Origin of the sequence: Bradyrhizobium sp. AZCC 1577, assembly GCF_036924575.1 — a bacterium.
In the GTDB taxonomy this organism is placed as follows: Bacteria; Pseudomonadota; Alphaproteobacteria; order Rhizobiales; family Xanthobacteraceae; genus Bradyrhizobium.
This window is the reverse complement of record NZ_JAZHRQ010000001.1, coordinates 6,476,160-6,490,293: the sequence shown is the minus strand read 5'-3', so window position 1 is coordinate 6,490,293 and position 14,134 is coordinate 6,476,160. Positions and strand designations below refer to the sequence as shown.

Genomic DNA, 14,134 nt, shown 5'->3' with positions numbered 1-14,134 from the left:
AAATAGGGGTTCGATTCCCTGCGGAGCGCCACCTTTTCCATATGCCCGCGGCACAACCTCCGCGTCCCTCAAGCTGATTTGTGCAGACGGCGATGCTCGGGGAAATACCACCGCATGACGTGTCGCAGATTGTCGGAATCTCCGCGCGCCCAGTTGCGCATGATCTCGCAGCCGAAGGAGATCGCAGTGATGGGTTTTGCCCCCGCCTTAATCATTCGGTCAAACGCGCGCTCGTGTGCGGTGGGCGAGATGCCGCCCACAGCGTCGGCAACCGGATAGACCTCGTAGCCTTCGGCCAGCATGTCGAGGGTCGGAAAGGCCAGGCAGACCTCGGTCCAAAGCGCGGCGATGACCACCTTGCGCCGCCCCGTGCCTTGGACGGCCTTGCGGAAGTCCTCGTCCTCCCAGGCATTGACGCCCGTGCGGTCGATCTCTTCCACTCCCGGCAGAGCCTCGCGGATCGCCGGAATCGTGCCTTCGTTCACGCCCATGTCCACTGCGACCGTCGAGAGCACCACGGGGATATTGTAGGCTTGCGCGAGTTTGCACAGCGCAACCACATTGAGGGTGATCTCCTCACGGGAGGATGAGGTCACGGTCGAATATTGCTCAGGCTGGTAGTCGATCAGAACCAGAACGCAGTTTTGCGGGGTCAGTAGATGATCGGCCTTGGGGTCGCGGACGGGCTCGGGCTGGGTCTTTGCCACGTTTTTCTCCTTCGAGTCGAAGTGAAGCGGTCGTCACTGATGATTTAAACCTATATCAGACACAATCGCATAGCGGTTCCAGTTTCATCCTCTCCAGCGCACCCGACACGATTCGAACCTGACCTCCACCTTCGGAGGGTGGCGCTCTACGTGCATCTTTTTGCTTACGCGGTGCTTACGCAGATTTCTTGCGAGTGGGAAGCGACGAACAACGTGTGGCAAGCAGCGGTGCGTCGTTCAGTGGGCAACGGGGTCCCCATATCGGCGTCGGTTGGACATCTCAGCCATCGATTTTCCTAGCCGGACGCCGCAACAGGCTTTTCAGGATCACGCCGGACCGAGAAGTGTCGTAGACCTTGTACCCATGCCTTTGCCAGGGTGAGATCAGCCTGCGAAAGCTGATGTCCGACTGGCAGCGTACGGTGCTGCACCTCGGCGCCGGCCTGCTGCAGCATTGTGGCGAGACGTGCCGAGTTGTCGCGCGGAATGATCGGATCCGATTTCCCCGACACGATCAGTACAGGCTTGCCGGCGAGATCGGTCGTCGGCGCTTGGCGCAACGGCACCATTGCCCGGAGCAGGATGGCGCCCGCGAGCACGTCCGGGCGCAGCAGCACGACCGCGGCGGCGATGTTGGCGCCGTTGGAGTAGCCGAGTGCGATCGGCGCCGCGAGGCCGTAGCGACTACGCGCGGCGACAACGAAATCCGCCAGTTCGTTGGCGCGGCGGCGCACGTCGTCTTCGTCGAACACGCCTTCGGCCAGCCGGCGGAAGAAGCGCGGCATGCCCTGCTCCAGAACCTGACCGCGCACTGACAGCAGCGGTGCGGCGGGCGCGACGGCCCGACCGAGAGGCAGCAGATCGTTTTCGTCGCCGCCGGTGCCGTGCAGGAGCAGGAGAGGCGGTGCCTCTAGCCGGTTACCCGGCTCAAGGCGGTGAATAAAGGTGAGGTCGTTGCTCATTACGCAGCCCTTTCCAATGGCGGTAATACTCCTTCGATGTCGTTGCGGTGCGGCTCGAGGAACGCCGGCAGCTTGAGATGTTCGCCGAGCGACTCGACAGGCTCGTCGACGGCAAAGCCGGGGATGTCGGTGGCAATTTCGAGCAGAATGCCGCCGGGTTCGCGGAAATAGACCGAACGGAAGTAGTTGCGGTCCTTCTGTTCAGTCGGATGCTGGCCGTGGGTCTCCACGAGCTTGCGCGACATCTCGGCCTGGTCGGCGTCGTCGACGGCGCGGAAGGCGACGTGATGCACCGAGCCGGCGCCTTGGCGTCCGGGCAGGAAACCCTTTGCCTCATAGATGTCAACGATGCCACCGGCGGCATTGTCCGCCGTGAGACGGATGATTGAGCCTTCGCGGACGGTTTCCTTGAAGCCGAACACGTCGGTCAGGATCGAACTGGTCTTGGCGGCATTCTCAAGCAGCAGCGTGACTCCATGAAAACCGCGGATCGCATGTTCCCCCGGCACGTCACCGTTGCTCCAGCCGGCCTCGTTCTCGGCGCCGGGGACGCCGACTAGTGCGAGGCTCATGCCGTCCGGATCGGTGAAGGGCAGCACGGCTTCGCCAAAGCGCTTCTCCAGTGCCTCGTGGGCGATGCCCTTTTCAATGAAACGGTGCGTCCAATAGCCGAGCGAGCGAGCCGGCACGCGGAACGCGGTCTGCTGGGTCTGGCCGACACCGCCGCGGCCTGCCGCTGCGCCTTCCCACGGGAAGAAGGTGAGGATTGTGCCGGGATGGCCGGTCTCGTCGCCGTAGTAGAAGTGATAGGTACCGGGGTCGTCGAAATTGACGGTCTTCTTGACGAAGCGGAGACCGAGCGACCGGGTGTAAAAGTCGAAGTTTCGCAGGGCGTTACCTGCGATGGCGGTGACATGATGGATGCCTGACAAGGTCTTTCTCCTGGATTAGGAAGCGCCCGGCCTCCGTTACAGGGATAATTGGCGTAGGCTAATTCAAAGACAATCCGGTCTTTCATGACATGACTGTCTATGATTTGATGACAATCATGGATAAGCTCAACAGCCTCCGCGCCTTCGTCAAAGTGGTCGAATTCGGTAGTTTCTCACAAGCCGGTCGGCAACTCAGGCTCTCGCGCTCAGCGATCAGCAAGTATGTCAGCGATCTTGAGCAGGACCTCGGCGTACAACTCCTGAACCGCACCACCCGGCACGCCAGCCCGAACGAAAACGGCCAGGCCTATTTCGAGCGCGCACTCGTGATTCTTACCGACCTCGACGCGGCCGATCACGCCGTCGCGCAGTTGCAGGCGACGCCGCGCGGCCTGTTGCGCGTCAATGCGCCGATGTCCTTCGGCACGCTCCAGCTTGGCCCGGCCGTCGCGGATTTCATGGCGCTTTATCCAGAGCTCCGTATTCACCTTGTGCTCAGCGACGAGCAGATCGATCCGGTGCAGGGTGGTTATGACGTCACCTTGCGCATCGCTGATCTTGAATCGTCGAGCCTGATTGCGCGCAAGATCCTGGCGATCGATCGGGCAATCTGCGCGGCGCCGGATTATCTTGAGCAGTATGGCACGCCGAAACATCCCAACGAATTGCGGAGTCACGCGCTGCTGACCTATGGCTTTCTGCTGACCGGCAATCAGTGGAAATTGACTGGCCCCGATGGGGACCACTGGGTTCAGCCGGAATGGACGCTGTGCGCCAACAACGCCGAGGTGCTGCGCGACGCCGCGATCGCGGGCAGGGGCGTTGCGTTGCTGCCGACCTTCATCGCCGGCGATGCCCTGCGCGAAGGCGCGCTACAGAGATTCCTCGAAGGATATCAGGCACCGCCACTGCACCTTTACGCGATCTATCCACCGACGCGGCACTTGGCAGTCAAGGTGCGACTTTTCATCGATTTTCTGGTCGAACGCTTCGCGAGCCAGCCACCAGGGGATCTAGTAGAACCATGATCCATCATCCGATCGAACGAGCCTAGGTACGCGACCGCAAACCCTCGACTGGCCCGTCAGCGAGAGGATCTTGAAGTCTTGGAATCTGGCCTTCGGGACGCCTAACACCTTGCACGATCACTGATCAACGTTGGGCACCCATTCCTCCGCGGTTGAGTCCCAATGATGGGTGTCGTCGAAGTGTTTCCAGAGTGGCCGCCTTGGTTTGCTTTCACCCCTCTGTCGTAACGCATTCAGTGCGCTGAGTTGGACGACGAGAGCTCCAGCCATCATCATCCATTCGCGAACGTTGTATCGGGAGTTCCATTTGATTGTCGCGAGCATCGGATGCCTCCTTCAAAGTAAGAAGCCTTACCCAATCTTAGCCTGGGCCGAGAACACAGGATATAAAGTACTTCACAGTCAGCCACCATCTTCGACATAGCCGCGGGCGCCTTAGCGGCGGCAATTTGAAGCGAAGTACCAGTCGCCCAACAGAATCCGACCTGAACTGTCAAACGCCTCGGTGTGGGTCATAAGCTGCCCTCTGGCGAACGACCTCTTCTGGCGCAAAGCGGACATTCCGCTTCTGGCGCAAAGCGGCCGTTCGTTGCTTGCGACCGATAAGGCCAGCCTGAATATCTGCATCGACTCTTGGAGGACGCGGGCTATGGCAACCGTGATGTCTGCTTCTAGGGAAAAAGCGAACCTGGTTAGGCCGTCTGAATGTCGCCTTGTGGCCAAACTGGAAGTGGCTGTCACGCAGTGCGATGTCTGCTGTTGAGGCAAAACCAGGCGCAGTCTCAGTCGTCGTCTCGGCCATTGGCCGGCTTATGTCATAACATCTGATTTGCGTATTGCGGCAAGTGTGAGTAAGAGACAATTTGCGGTACCGCGCGCCGGAAATAAAGCCGACTCCGGGACGCGTGAGGCGGGACGTCTTTGATCGGGAGCCCGTTCCCTCTAGGATCGTTGCATCGTACCGCGAAACATCGCTTCGTTTGTCGTAAGCCCTCGCAGAATTGTAAACGAAGGTCCTAGAATATTTGCCGAGCCTTTCAGTCCATTAATGGGCGGAAAATTGGAAGTGTCCGCGGCGGCTCTCTGCCTAGTCGGACCTTCCGGACCATCGTGCAGCAAGCCGCGAGTAGATATCCGCCGCGTCGCGAATGCGTTGAACCGAACAATATTCATCTGTTTGATGAGCCTTCGCTGCTTCGCCTGGGCCTAAGATGACGGTCGGAGGATTGCCGAAGGCGGGGGTCAAGGCTGAAGCGTCCGTAAAATAGGGCGCCGTTCGGGGTTCGGAGCCGGCGTCTTCACCAGTGACACCACGGACGATCTCGTACACGTCCTCTATCCAAGGCGAGGACGGATCGGTCCAGACAGCGCCGACGTCGACCGTGGGCTCCAGCGAAATGTCGTCTCCAAGCTCCGCCTTCAAATGCTCCTGAATGCGTGAGTGATCCAGTCCTGGAATGCTACGGATATCGATACCGATTTCCGCGCGATCGGGCACAGAATTGACATTGAGGCCGGCGTGAACGGTGCCGACATTGAGCGTCGGCGATCCCAGATAAGGATGTGGCGCTACGTTGAACTGAAAAGTTTCCAGAGCCGTGAGCACGCGCGCGGCTTTGTAGGCGGCGTTGACGCCGAGATGAGGCATCGATCCATGGGCGGTGATGCCCTTGAGGATCAATCGGAGCCAGAGCGCGCCCTTGTGTCCGACCAGGGCTGCATTTGAGGTGGGCTCCGCCACGACGATTGCGCCCGCACGTCCGAGATTACCAGCGCGCGCGAGATGGAATGCGCCCTCGCAGCCGATTTCTTCTCCCGCGGTGATAACGAGAAGCGCGCCGCTGGTGCCTTCTAACTGCTCGGTCATGTTACCGATGGCCGCGACGAAAGCTGCTACGCCGCATTTCATATCCGTCGAGCCGCGGCCATACATCTTCCCGTCAATGATCTCGCCGGCAAACGCATCGACGGTCCATGGCGCATTTCCAAGCGGAACCGTATCGACATGACCGGTGAAGCACAGCGGAGGCTTGCTGCCGACCCCGCCAATTCTTGCGATCAAATTTGCGCGGTCTGGAGCGAAGGTATGGAGCGAGGTTTCCAATCCAGCGCCAGCAAGGATTCTTTCCAAGTGACGAATGCAACTTAGCTCATTACCTGGCGGGTTGATTGTATTGAAGGCAATGAGTTCGCGTGAAAGTTCGATGGGATCAATCGGCATGGTTACGTCACAGGCCTCCGCTTGATGCGATTGTACCATCAACGCCTCTGCACGCCAGACTCCGCCGGTGTATCCGTTCGAGTACGGTTCAAGGTGCGTGTCGTGGAGCAGAGGGTTCCCGCATTGTCACCGGCCCACCTTACGGGGTGAGTCATGATGCTGCTTGGAGGGCGCGCGCAGGCCTCAACCCATGATTGGTCGGTTCACCAAGTGGGCTTTTTATAGACGGGAAATCGCGCCTGGTCGGGAGTTGACCCTAGCGAATGCGAATGTTCCAGTTTCCCACGGTTTGCGTCGATGGCTGTCCGTGCCTCTTCCAAAATACACAGTGCAGGCCTCTTGCTGTTCCGCCAAAAGGACAAGGACGTTCAAGTCTTGCTCGGGCACCCGGGCGGTCCGTTTTGGAGCCGTAAGGATCAGGGTGCCTGGACCATTCCGAAAGGCCTGATCGCACCTGGCGAGTCCACGCGTTCGGCTGCGCAGCGTGAGTTCGAAGAAGAGACCGGGCATTGTCCGGCCGGCCAAGCCATTCCGCTTGGCAGTGCTAAACTACCAGGTGGCAAGGTCGTGCACGTGTGGGCAATTCAAGATGACTGGGACCCAGAAGGCCCCAAAGCAAGCAAAGCGGATCATCATGGCGGCTCCTCGTTGTCTTAAGTGCACGGCTTAACATTGGCGCCGGGAATATCGTTCCTTTGCTCTGCTCGGATCCAAGCTCCCGCCGGTTCACGCTGGCCGGCCTTATCTTCCGATCGAGCTGATCACGGCAGCCGCGCCAAGCGCAAGCCGTCAAGTCAGTTAAAACCTTGCACGCCTTACTCGGAACGACTTCTGCATGATGCGTTATCGTGGATGCAGCCAGCAAACATGGAGGCAACGGGACATCGACAATCGGATCATTGCCGGTGTTGTCGCGGCCGTTATCGTTGTTCTTGGGCTGATAGGTTGGACTGGCGGCTGGTTCGGGGGTGAGACACCGGCGCCAACGACGCCACCAGCCGGGCAACAACCACCGAAGTAAGATCACGGATATTGCGGATCGCCCGGCCGGTTGCCGGGCTTTTCGTTTTCGGAGTGAAACGGCCCCAGCGCCTCGGGGAAGAAACGCTGGGGCCGATGAGGGTGAATGTGCACCCCGGGGCAATAGATAGAGGCGCGCCGCCACCCCAAAAAACGACCCCGGCGCCGCGCGCGCTGGGGCCGTAAAGTTTCCTTCATAGCAAACTGCTTAATTTTCCCGACCGGGCTTTGTTCCCGGTTAGTGGCTCAATTAGAAAGCCCCCATTGGCTGCGGCCAATGCGGTTCATTCCAGAACCTCATACGCAAACGCGACGCCCTCGGGGTCGTTTTCCTCAAACCATTTTTTCCGCGGCATCCACATTGGCGAACCACCTTGATGTGCTCAAGGTCGCCGACCTGCTTGCTGGTGTTGACGTAGAGAAAAACGGCCATTGATCCCTCTTCAGCTTACGCTTGCCCCAATGGTGACTTTTGCGATCGGGATTAATGACCCGTTCGACGTGACGGTTCATCGCCCGCATGACGCCGATCCGGGCCAACATCGTGGGGCCGCCTCTCTCTGCAACGAGGATCAGCGCCTCCATGGCGGCTTGCCATTCCGGCGCCGAGTGCTCGGCCTTCGGCAGCTCCATGATGTAGCTGGCAGCATCCCGCAAGGTGAGGAGCCGGCGGCCATTCGGAAGCGGTATAGGATCGATCCTCACACGAGGCGGACCAGGGCACGGAAAAGACTTTTTCAAAATGGGGGCGGGGCCGCCACGAGGGCGCGGGGCGGCCCCTAATCGCGCAGTGCGCAGCGGGGCTATCGCCATCTCTGCGCGACCCGCGGCCACGCTAGACCTGTTTTGATCGGCCGCAATGAAACTCGAGCGTTAAGCTTGATGTTCGCTGCGGGGGTTAATTCTGGAACCTTCAGAGCACGCTTATTGCTTTGGCCTGCTTGCGGGCACTCGGGAAGTCTGGCCTGACGTCGGCGCCCCTTGCCGCAAACCTGACAGACGAACTGAGGTTCGATATCAGAGAGCCGCACATGATCAGGCCAGCGGTCGGCGGGCAGGCGAGTGAAGTGGCTGCAATGGTAGTCACTGCAGGACGACGCCGAACACGCCGGACTCGCGCATCTCGCCGAGAGTAATCTTCTGTTCCCGCTGCATCGCACACCATTAGCAGGAGAGTGGCGCCTGGTGGAAAACTGTTCGGATCGCATAAATGCCTGAATATCGGCATCGACAAGTCAAGATTTGAGCTGTCAACTCCAATGGTCGCGGGTTGGAATTTGGGGAACGATCCATGACCACTTTGCAAGCCATAGCATTTGGAGCCATGCTCGCGTGGACGCCATCGCTCATCATCCTGGCGGTTTCGCTATGGGATGTTCGCGAGCTTGAGGGAATGGAATAGCCGGGGCATCCTGCATCAGTTCGCGAAGTGCGAACAGCTCACCGGCGCGACGATTGCTGGACGGGTCGGCTCTTGGCCGGGCCCTGCGGCCTCCGCTGATCGTACCATCTCTCTGAGTTTCTGAATTTCAGCCATGCGGTTGTGAAGATCGGTCGAGATTTGGAGAAGGCTGTGCATACGCACTTCAAATGGCTGTTCCATGTTGCACCTCTTACGCCCACACAACGCCGATTACGCCAACACCACACCGGCCCCACCACGCTATTCCTTCTCGTTCGCGACAGTCTGTGTTCATATGTCTGGAAAAGGCGCCCCCAGCAGGATCTTCTGTTCGCGGCAAGTGCCAAATTCTGCCAAGAATCGGACCCAGCTTGAATTAGCCATTTTAGGGGATGACCCTCAGTGGTGAGGAGCCCGGCTTGTGTCGTCCGGGAACGTCGCGCGCCGAGCCGCCTAATTGGAAGACGGTCGGGATCACGTTATTCGCTCTACGCGCCCCCGCTGGCAGTCCTGGATAGCATCGACGCGAGCGCGCCGGGCCGCTCATGTTCGGGCAGGGAAGGGCGGCTACTGGGGTTGGTCGAAGCCCAAGCGGGAATTCGATGAGGCTGTCCCACTCAAGAAACCGTAGACCCGCTGACCGGCGCAGTTATTAAGCACAATCGCTGGCTCGTGCGCACGGCCATTGTACGACGGCTCCTCGCCTGAGCCAGTGCTCGAGCCCCTGCCAGGTCGCGCCTCCGGGCCTCTCTCTACCACAAGCCGGTAGATTGACACTCCTCTGCCTTCGAGCGGCCGCAACTCGCTCTGCATCTGCCGGCGCAATCACGCGCTCGATGGGAGATGCCGATGTCATGCGACGAGCTACAATGCTAGCGCTACCTCTCATCACGTCGCAGGAAGCAAGGTAGACGGCATTAGGGCACTGACCACGGCCATGCCAATGGCGATTGCGGTTTATTGGCTTGCGGCCGGGCCGGGGTTGGCGACGGCTTTTGCGCCTGGGCGACATTGGCCGACTGCCGCGGACGCGGCAGTGGTATCTCGGGCATTACCCTTGGCTGTTCGGGGCTCACCTTTGGCTCTGCAGGCATCACCGTTGGCTCTGAAGCGTTGGCGATGACGCGGGCGAGTTGTTCCTCGCTTGCGTTGAGCCGCTCGGTGAGCGTCTGGCTTTCGCGCGCCATCTGGATCTGGGTCGCTTTGATCTGCTCGATGATACTGTTGTTGCGTGCCATTTCTTCCTGGCTAGCCTTGAGTTGGCTCGCGATATTTTCATTGTCGCGGACCAATTGTTCTTGCCTCACATTGAGCTGTTCGACCGCTTGCCTCAAGGCAGCGAGATCGCGCGTCATCGGTTGGAGTTGCTGCGCCAAGTCGGAAGACAGGGCGACGGCAGTCGGCGCGGCGTCTTTAGGCACGACGGCTCCTGGGGCGGCCTGTGTCAGAGGTGCTGGGTCCGAGGGGGCTATCATCGCTGTATGAGCGGAGGACGACCACCACCAAGCAGCGCCACCAATGGATGCTGCCACCAGAGAGCCGACGAAAACCACATAGCGCCGACTCGCCGATCGATGACTCGTTGCCCGCGGGGCGCGAGACGTCTTCATGGTGGTCGGCGGGGCCGAAGGACTCACTCCCGCTTCGCTTAGCAGGTTCGAAAGACAGCTCTCGATCTGCCCTTCCGCGAACTTGTTGTCCAGCGAAACCATTTGGTGCTCCGTGTCAAATGCAATGGCACCCGCCTGAGAGCGATCCGCGCATCTGCGCTACGACGAACTAACATTCGACGGGACGGTTTTGAGCCTACGAAGCTTCCCGTGGATGAGCATGCAACTGCACGTCACGTCGTCATTTTTACCAACTGACCCCAGACTGTACCGGCGTTTTTAACGCAACCGAGAAGGCGGAACTATGTTCACGGCCGGAGAACTACGGAAGGAGCCCTGACCCTTCAAATGCAGGCGCCAGCGGCGCGCAGCCTTTTCGGGATCGGCGTAGGGCGCGATCCGCAATAGATCGAAGGCGAGCGCGAGGTAATCCAAACATGGCGCGCGGCGGACGCCGCCGCGATTGAGTTCTTGAATGTCACCACAATGGCCGGCCTGTGCGCCCTTATCGGGCATGCCATAACCCACATGTCGACGGGCATCAGTGGCCAGAGGACTTGGTGAGCGGGGGCATAATGCGCTCGTGGCAACACCTGCTGCTCGAGAACATCTCCGAAGCGCTCAGGCAGGGGAGCCTACTCTGATGCTGCGTTACGATCTCGAATGCGCGAATAGGATCCGATCAATCGCGGTGAGACATCCCGCGGGCAGTAATGCATAGAGCCGTCGCTGTCCCCCAGCGGCGGCCTTTTAGCGCTTGCCGGTTCAGGCTGGCTTGCCACTTATCGACGTTCAGCTAACCTCGGTGCAGCGGGGTGTCCGATGAATTGGCGATCTGGAGCAAGGAAGGCAAGCTTATGGATCCTTGGGTCTCTCGGCGTCGGTACATTGATTGCAAAAGCTATTGAAAAATGGGCGGACCGAAGCGGATATCTCAACGACCCTTCAAAGGGTCTTCAGTGGGCGCTCGCAGAAGCCGCTGCAATCACGGAATACTGGTTTTTCTATCCAGCTTTGACTTTCTTGATCGGATTGGCAATCGGCCTCTGGGCTGATGCGTTGTTGCGTAGTAGAGATGCCGAAAGGGAAGGAAGCGGAGCTTGCACTGCTTGGATACGACCTGAGGGAATTTTCAGGCTTCATTGTGGACCGGGCTGGCCAGATCAACCAACGGTGGCCGACGTGCATAAGTGACCGCATGCCCGACCTGCAAGCCTTACTGAATCGGGCGCAGGGCGCTGGGCTACCCGCTCCTCCGCCAGAGGTCATGCGGCTAAGTGACGATGGCGAGCACCTTGCCCGTTACCTCCAGCACGTGGGCACGTTTCTAATCAACAATCAGTTTGCGGAAGCGAAGAACGCTGCCCTTCATTGGAATGCAGAGATCGAAAGATATGCTGCAAGCCGTTTGGGCGGCGTTTGATGGCCTGATGGAACGATAGGGCGCCGCAGAGCCCCGAACCGCAAGGGTTCCATTGCCGCTTGGAACCCCGCGCAAGGTTGGCAATTAAGCCTTTGTGAAGATGACCAAAGCAATCCGTCAGCAGGCAGTCACCGCAGAACGCACGGCGGCGAACGCGGCTGACGAGTTTGTGGCTGATCAAATGAAATCTTTGGCCCAGGCCTTCAGAGCTCAGGCCGAAGTTATGAAGAAGAACAAAAAGAACAAGAAAAAGAAGAAATGAGTTTCTCGATAAAGGCGAGGTGCAAGGAGGGTGAAATCCTGCATCGCAGGAAGACCCCCGAGGCTGCGCTGAAGAAGGCTCGCGAAATGTCGCAAACTGGGTGCTACGACATTCACATCACCACGCCGGAAGGAAGAGACTACCATTCGTCAGAGTTTGCAGACCTACCTCGCACGCCTGTTGCGCAACGACCGTCTCACTCGTCCCGGATCGGAGGGCGAATCCGCTGAACCGATTGCGACCAAGAATGCCGCCCGGTCTCATGGCCGGGCTTCAGCGCGCCTTCGACTTCGCCCAGGGTCCGGCCCCTGCACAACTGCTTATTCCTCGAGCCGCGCCATTTCCGTCGCGCAACGCTGCTACGGCGCCAGGCCAGTGAAATTGAAGAGCAGCAGAGCGGTTCCAAGAAAAATCGCCGCCACGAGCAAGTTCCCCGCCAGCCGTTTCCCGCCGCCCAAACAGACGATAATCAGGATCGTGCAGCCGATTATGACCCAGACCATTTGAAGGCCCACAAAATTGTGCAACCCGGGATGCTATGCTGCGGGACATGCTCGCGGCACGTCAAGCGGACTTTGAGAACAAAGCACGAAGCGCCGTGTACGATCCGTGTATCATCGACAAGGCGGGACTAAACGGAAAAGCCTGAAACTAAAGAGTTTTCTTCAAGACAAGATGAGACACGGAAAGCGAAGGAACAGAATGCGTAAAGCGTTGAAAACTTTGGCGATCCCAGCAGGAATTCGAACCTGCAACCCACGGAGTAGAAATCCGCTACTCTGGTTTTGAAAGAATCGCCCGACCACCGGTTGACCACCGATACCCCATGAACAAACAGCGATAAAAGTGGTCAAGCTCGGTCAAACGCCATTGTTATTGCTGATCTTTTCAATAACTACTTACGTTCGGGACGCAAGGGGCGCGCCCTCGGTCAGATTGCGACTTGAATCGAATGTCGGTATCGGTGGTTGCGCCTCCAGGATTTGAATTCAGCCTTTTCGGATTCGAAGAGTCGCTATGCTGCCCGCGGCGCCGAGCAACTATGCTCTCCGGCCTGCGAGTGCATTCAGGCTGCACGCCGAATTCTGTGGTCATCCTCACCCAGATCGCCTGGTTTCACTTGAAGCCCGCGAGTTACACGCCGGCTTGCGCCCCGGCCGAGCCAATCTCGCAAAGCGGGGTCTTCCGTGAGCGTTTTACCGATAGCGGAGAACACAGCGGTGCTGATCGCTTGCTGCTGGCTGCGCAGGTGGTCCTCAAGTAGTTTGTGGCGAGTAACGTAGCCGGCATTCACGCCTGGAATTGAATGGTTCATTAGGAGTTTCGCGTCGAATTCCGAGACCCCAGCAGCCGTTGCAATGGTGCGGAATGTTTGACGAAGATCGTTACCCCACTTCGAGAGGGTATCGCGATCTTCCTTTGTTTCAGCAAGATGCCCCGACTCACTGTGGCCGGGAAAAACCCATTTCTGCGCCTGCAACGGATACATTTGCCTGCCGAAGCGGATTGCCCGGATGAGACACTGAATCATTTCGTGGGAGAGGGGGATGTCGAAAGCTCGCTTCTTGCCACCCTTCGGCTTTTCGATGTGCAGAGTTCGGCGGCGAAAATCGATGTGACTTAGCTTTACTTGCGGTAACGCGGTAGTCCGAGAACCACAGAGCAGCGTGAGCAGATGAAATTCACGGCGGGCCGGATTTTCGAGGGCAGCCAACTCCCGGAACCATTCGGTCAAGTCGCTGACGCCCATACCGGTATCTCGGCGCTTCTCCTCATTCCAGTCGACGGCGTCTGCTGGATTGTCGCGGGGCAGTGATCTGTTGGTCTTGCGAGCATGATTGTAAACTGCGCGCAGCGTTCGCATACAGCCATTCGCAATATAGGGACCGTTCTCCTTCGTAATATCGTCGTGCTTCTTGGCAACGCGAGCAGGGTCCATCGCGAGTTCGCCTAATGAAGTATCAAGCCAGACCGCAAAGAGACGTTCTACGTGGTCGCGATAACCACTTATAGTCTTTTCACTGCGCCCTTCCGGATCAGGTGGGCTTCCAGAAATCGCTGCCACGCTTGCCTAAGGGGTAACCGTCGCGACGTCCGTATTCGTCTCGTTCCCAACCTTGCCAGGGTCGGTGTCTCCGTCTTGCTTTGCCGTCTTCGGGTGCTGTCCCCTGCTGATCTGAGCCAGATATTCCTTCGCGATCGCGCGCGCCGCTCGGGTCGTCAACTCGCGCGTGTCGCCGATAGATACTCTGATCGAAGACGCCCGCTTACCTCCCTGCCGAAGATCGCCTTGGACGGTGAAGGTTCTTTTCCTCTTCCCAACGACCACGAAGAAGCCCTTCAGCTCGGTGTCGCGGGCTAGATACCAGCCGTCCTTCGGGGTGGGTAACTGAGCGATGCTCTTATCACTCAGGGGAACGCGAATGTCGTTCATTGGAGGGAGCCAGTCGACTAAAACGGTTTTCAAACGGTTTTGGCGAACCGGGATGTTTGGATGTTTGGGTTCGACCTACAGCGAAGCTATCCGACAAAACCCTATAAAACAAAGAACTTCCGAAGGGTCGTCG

The 14,134-nt window shown here is 58.8% G+C and carries 9 protein-coding genes and 1 pseudogene; 3 read left to right on the top strand and 7 right to left on the bottom strand.

Annotated elements, in window-relative coordinates:
- Positions 1–68 precede the first annotated feature (68 nt).
- From V1278_RS30630 to V1278_RS30620, 3 genes are all read right to left on the bottom strand, one after another.
- Entirely contained in the window at positions 69–707 is a 639-nt protein-coding gene (locus V1278_RS30630; RefSeq protein WP_334383324.1) for a hydrolase, read from the bottom strand.
- Positions 708–1,003: 296 nt separating this feature from the next.
- On the bottom strand, positions 1,004–1,669 hold the full coding sequence (locus tag V1278_RS30625) for an alpha/beta hydrolase (RefSeq protein WP_334383323.1): 666 nt from the start codon (positions 1,667–1,669) through the stop codon (positions 1,004–1,006).
- On the bottom strand, positions 1,669–2,601 hold the full coding sequence (locus V1278_RS30620) for a ring-cleaving dioxygenase (RefSeq protein ID WP_334383322.1): 933 nt from the start codon (positions 2,599–2,601) through the stop codon (positions 1,669–1,671). Before V1278_RS30620 ends, V1278_RS30625 begins: the two co-directional genes overlap by 1 nt.
- A gap of 116 nt (positions 2,602–2,717) precedes the next feature.
- Between V1278_RS30620 and V1278_RS30615 the strand changes: the two genes are divergently transcribed.
- Positions 2,718–3,629, top strand: coding sequence for a LysR family transcriptional regulator (locus V1278_RS30615; RefSeq protein WP_334383321.1), 912 nt, complete (start codon positions 2,718–2,720; stop codon positions 3,627–3,629).
- Between the two features lie 1,087 nt (positions 3,630–4,716).
- Here V1278_RS30615 and V1278_RS30610 read toward each other — a convergent pair.
- The gene (locus V1278_RS30610; protein WP_334367582.1) at positions 4,717–5,850 is read right to left on the bottom strand and encodes a M20 family metallopeptidase; all 1,134 of its coding nucleotides are present in this window, start codon (positions 5,848–5,850) and stop codon (positions 4,717–4,719) included.
- 297 nt (positions 5,851–6,147) lie between these two features.
- On the opposite strand from V1278_RS30610, the gene V1278_RS30605 reads away from it, so the two are divergent.
- Positions 6,148–6,507: an NUDIX domain-containing protein gene (locus V1278_RS30605; protein ID WP_334367583.1), complete on the top strand. Its 360-nt coding sequence runs from the start codon at positions 6,148–6,150 to the stop codon at positions 6,505–6,507.
- Positions 6,508–7,203: 696 nt separating this feature from the next.
- On the opposite strand, the gene V1278_RS30600 is transcribed toward V1278_RS30605, so the two are convergent.
- A complete protein-coding gene (locus V1278_RS30600) occupies positions 7,204–7,503 on the bottom strand; it encodes a hypothetical protein (RefSeq protein ID WP_334383320.1) in 300 nt (99 codons plus the stop codon).
- Between the two features lie 1,686 nt (positions 7,504–9,189).
- Positions 9,190–9,984 carry a hypothetical protein gene (locus V1278_RS30595; protein ID WP_334383319.1) on the bottom strand — a complete coding sequence of 265 codons (795 nt, stop codon included), beginning with the start codon at positions 9,982–9,984 and terminating at the stop codon, positions 9,190–9,192.
- Positions 9,985–11,405: 1,421 nt separating this feature from the next.
- On the opposite strand from V1278_RS30595, the gene V1278_RS30590 reads away from it, so the two are divergent.
- Positions 11,406–11,567 (top strand): hypothetical protein, encoded by a 162-nt coding sequence (locus tag V1278_RS30590; protein WP_334383318.1) that lies wholly within the window; start codon positions 11,406–11,408, stop codon positions 11,565–11,567.
- Positions 11,568–12,633: 1,066 nt separating this feature from the next.
- On the opposite strand, the pseudogene V1278_RS30585 reads toward V1278_RS30590, so the two are convergent.
- Positions 12,634–14,001: pseudogene (locus V1278_RS30585) on the bottom strand (tyrosine-type recombinase/integrase).
- Positions 14,002–14,134 lie beyond the last annotated feature (133 nt).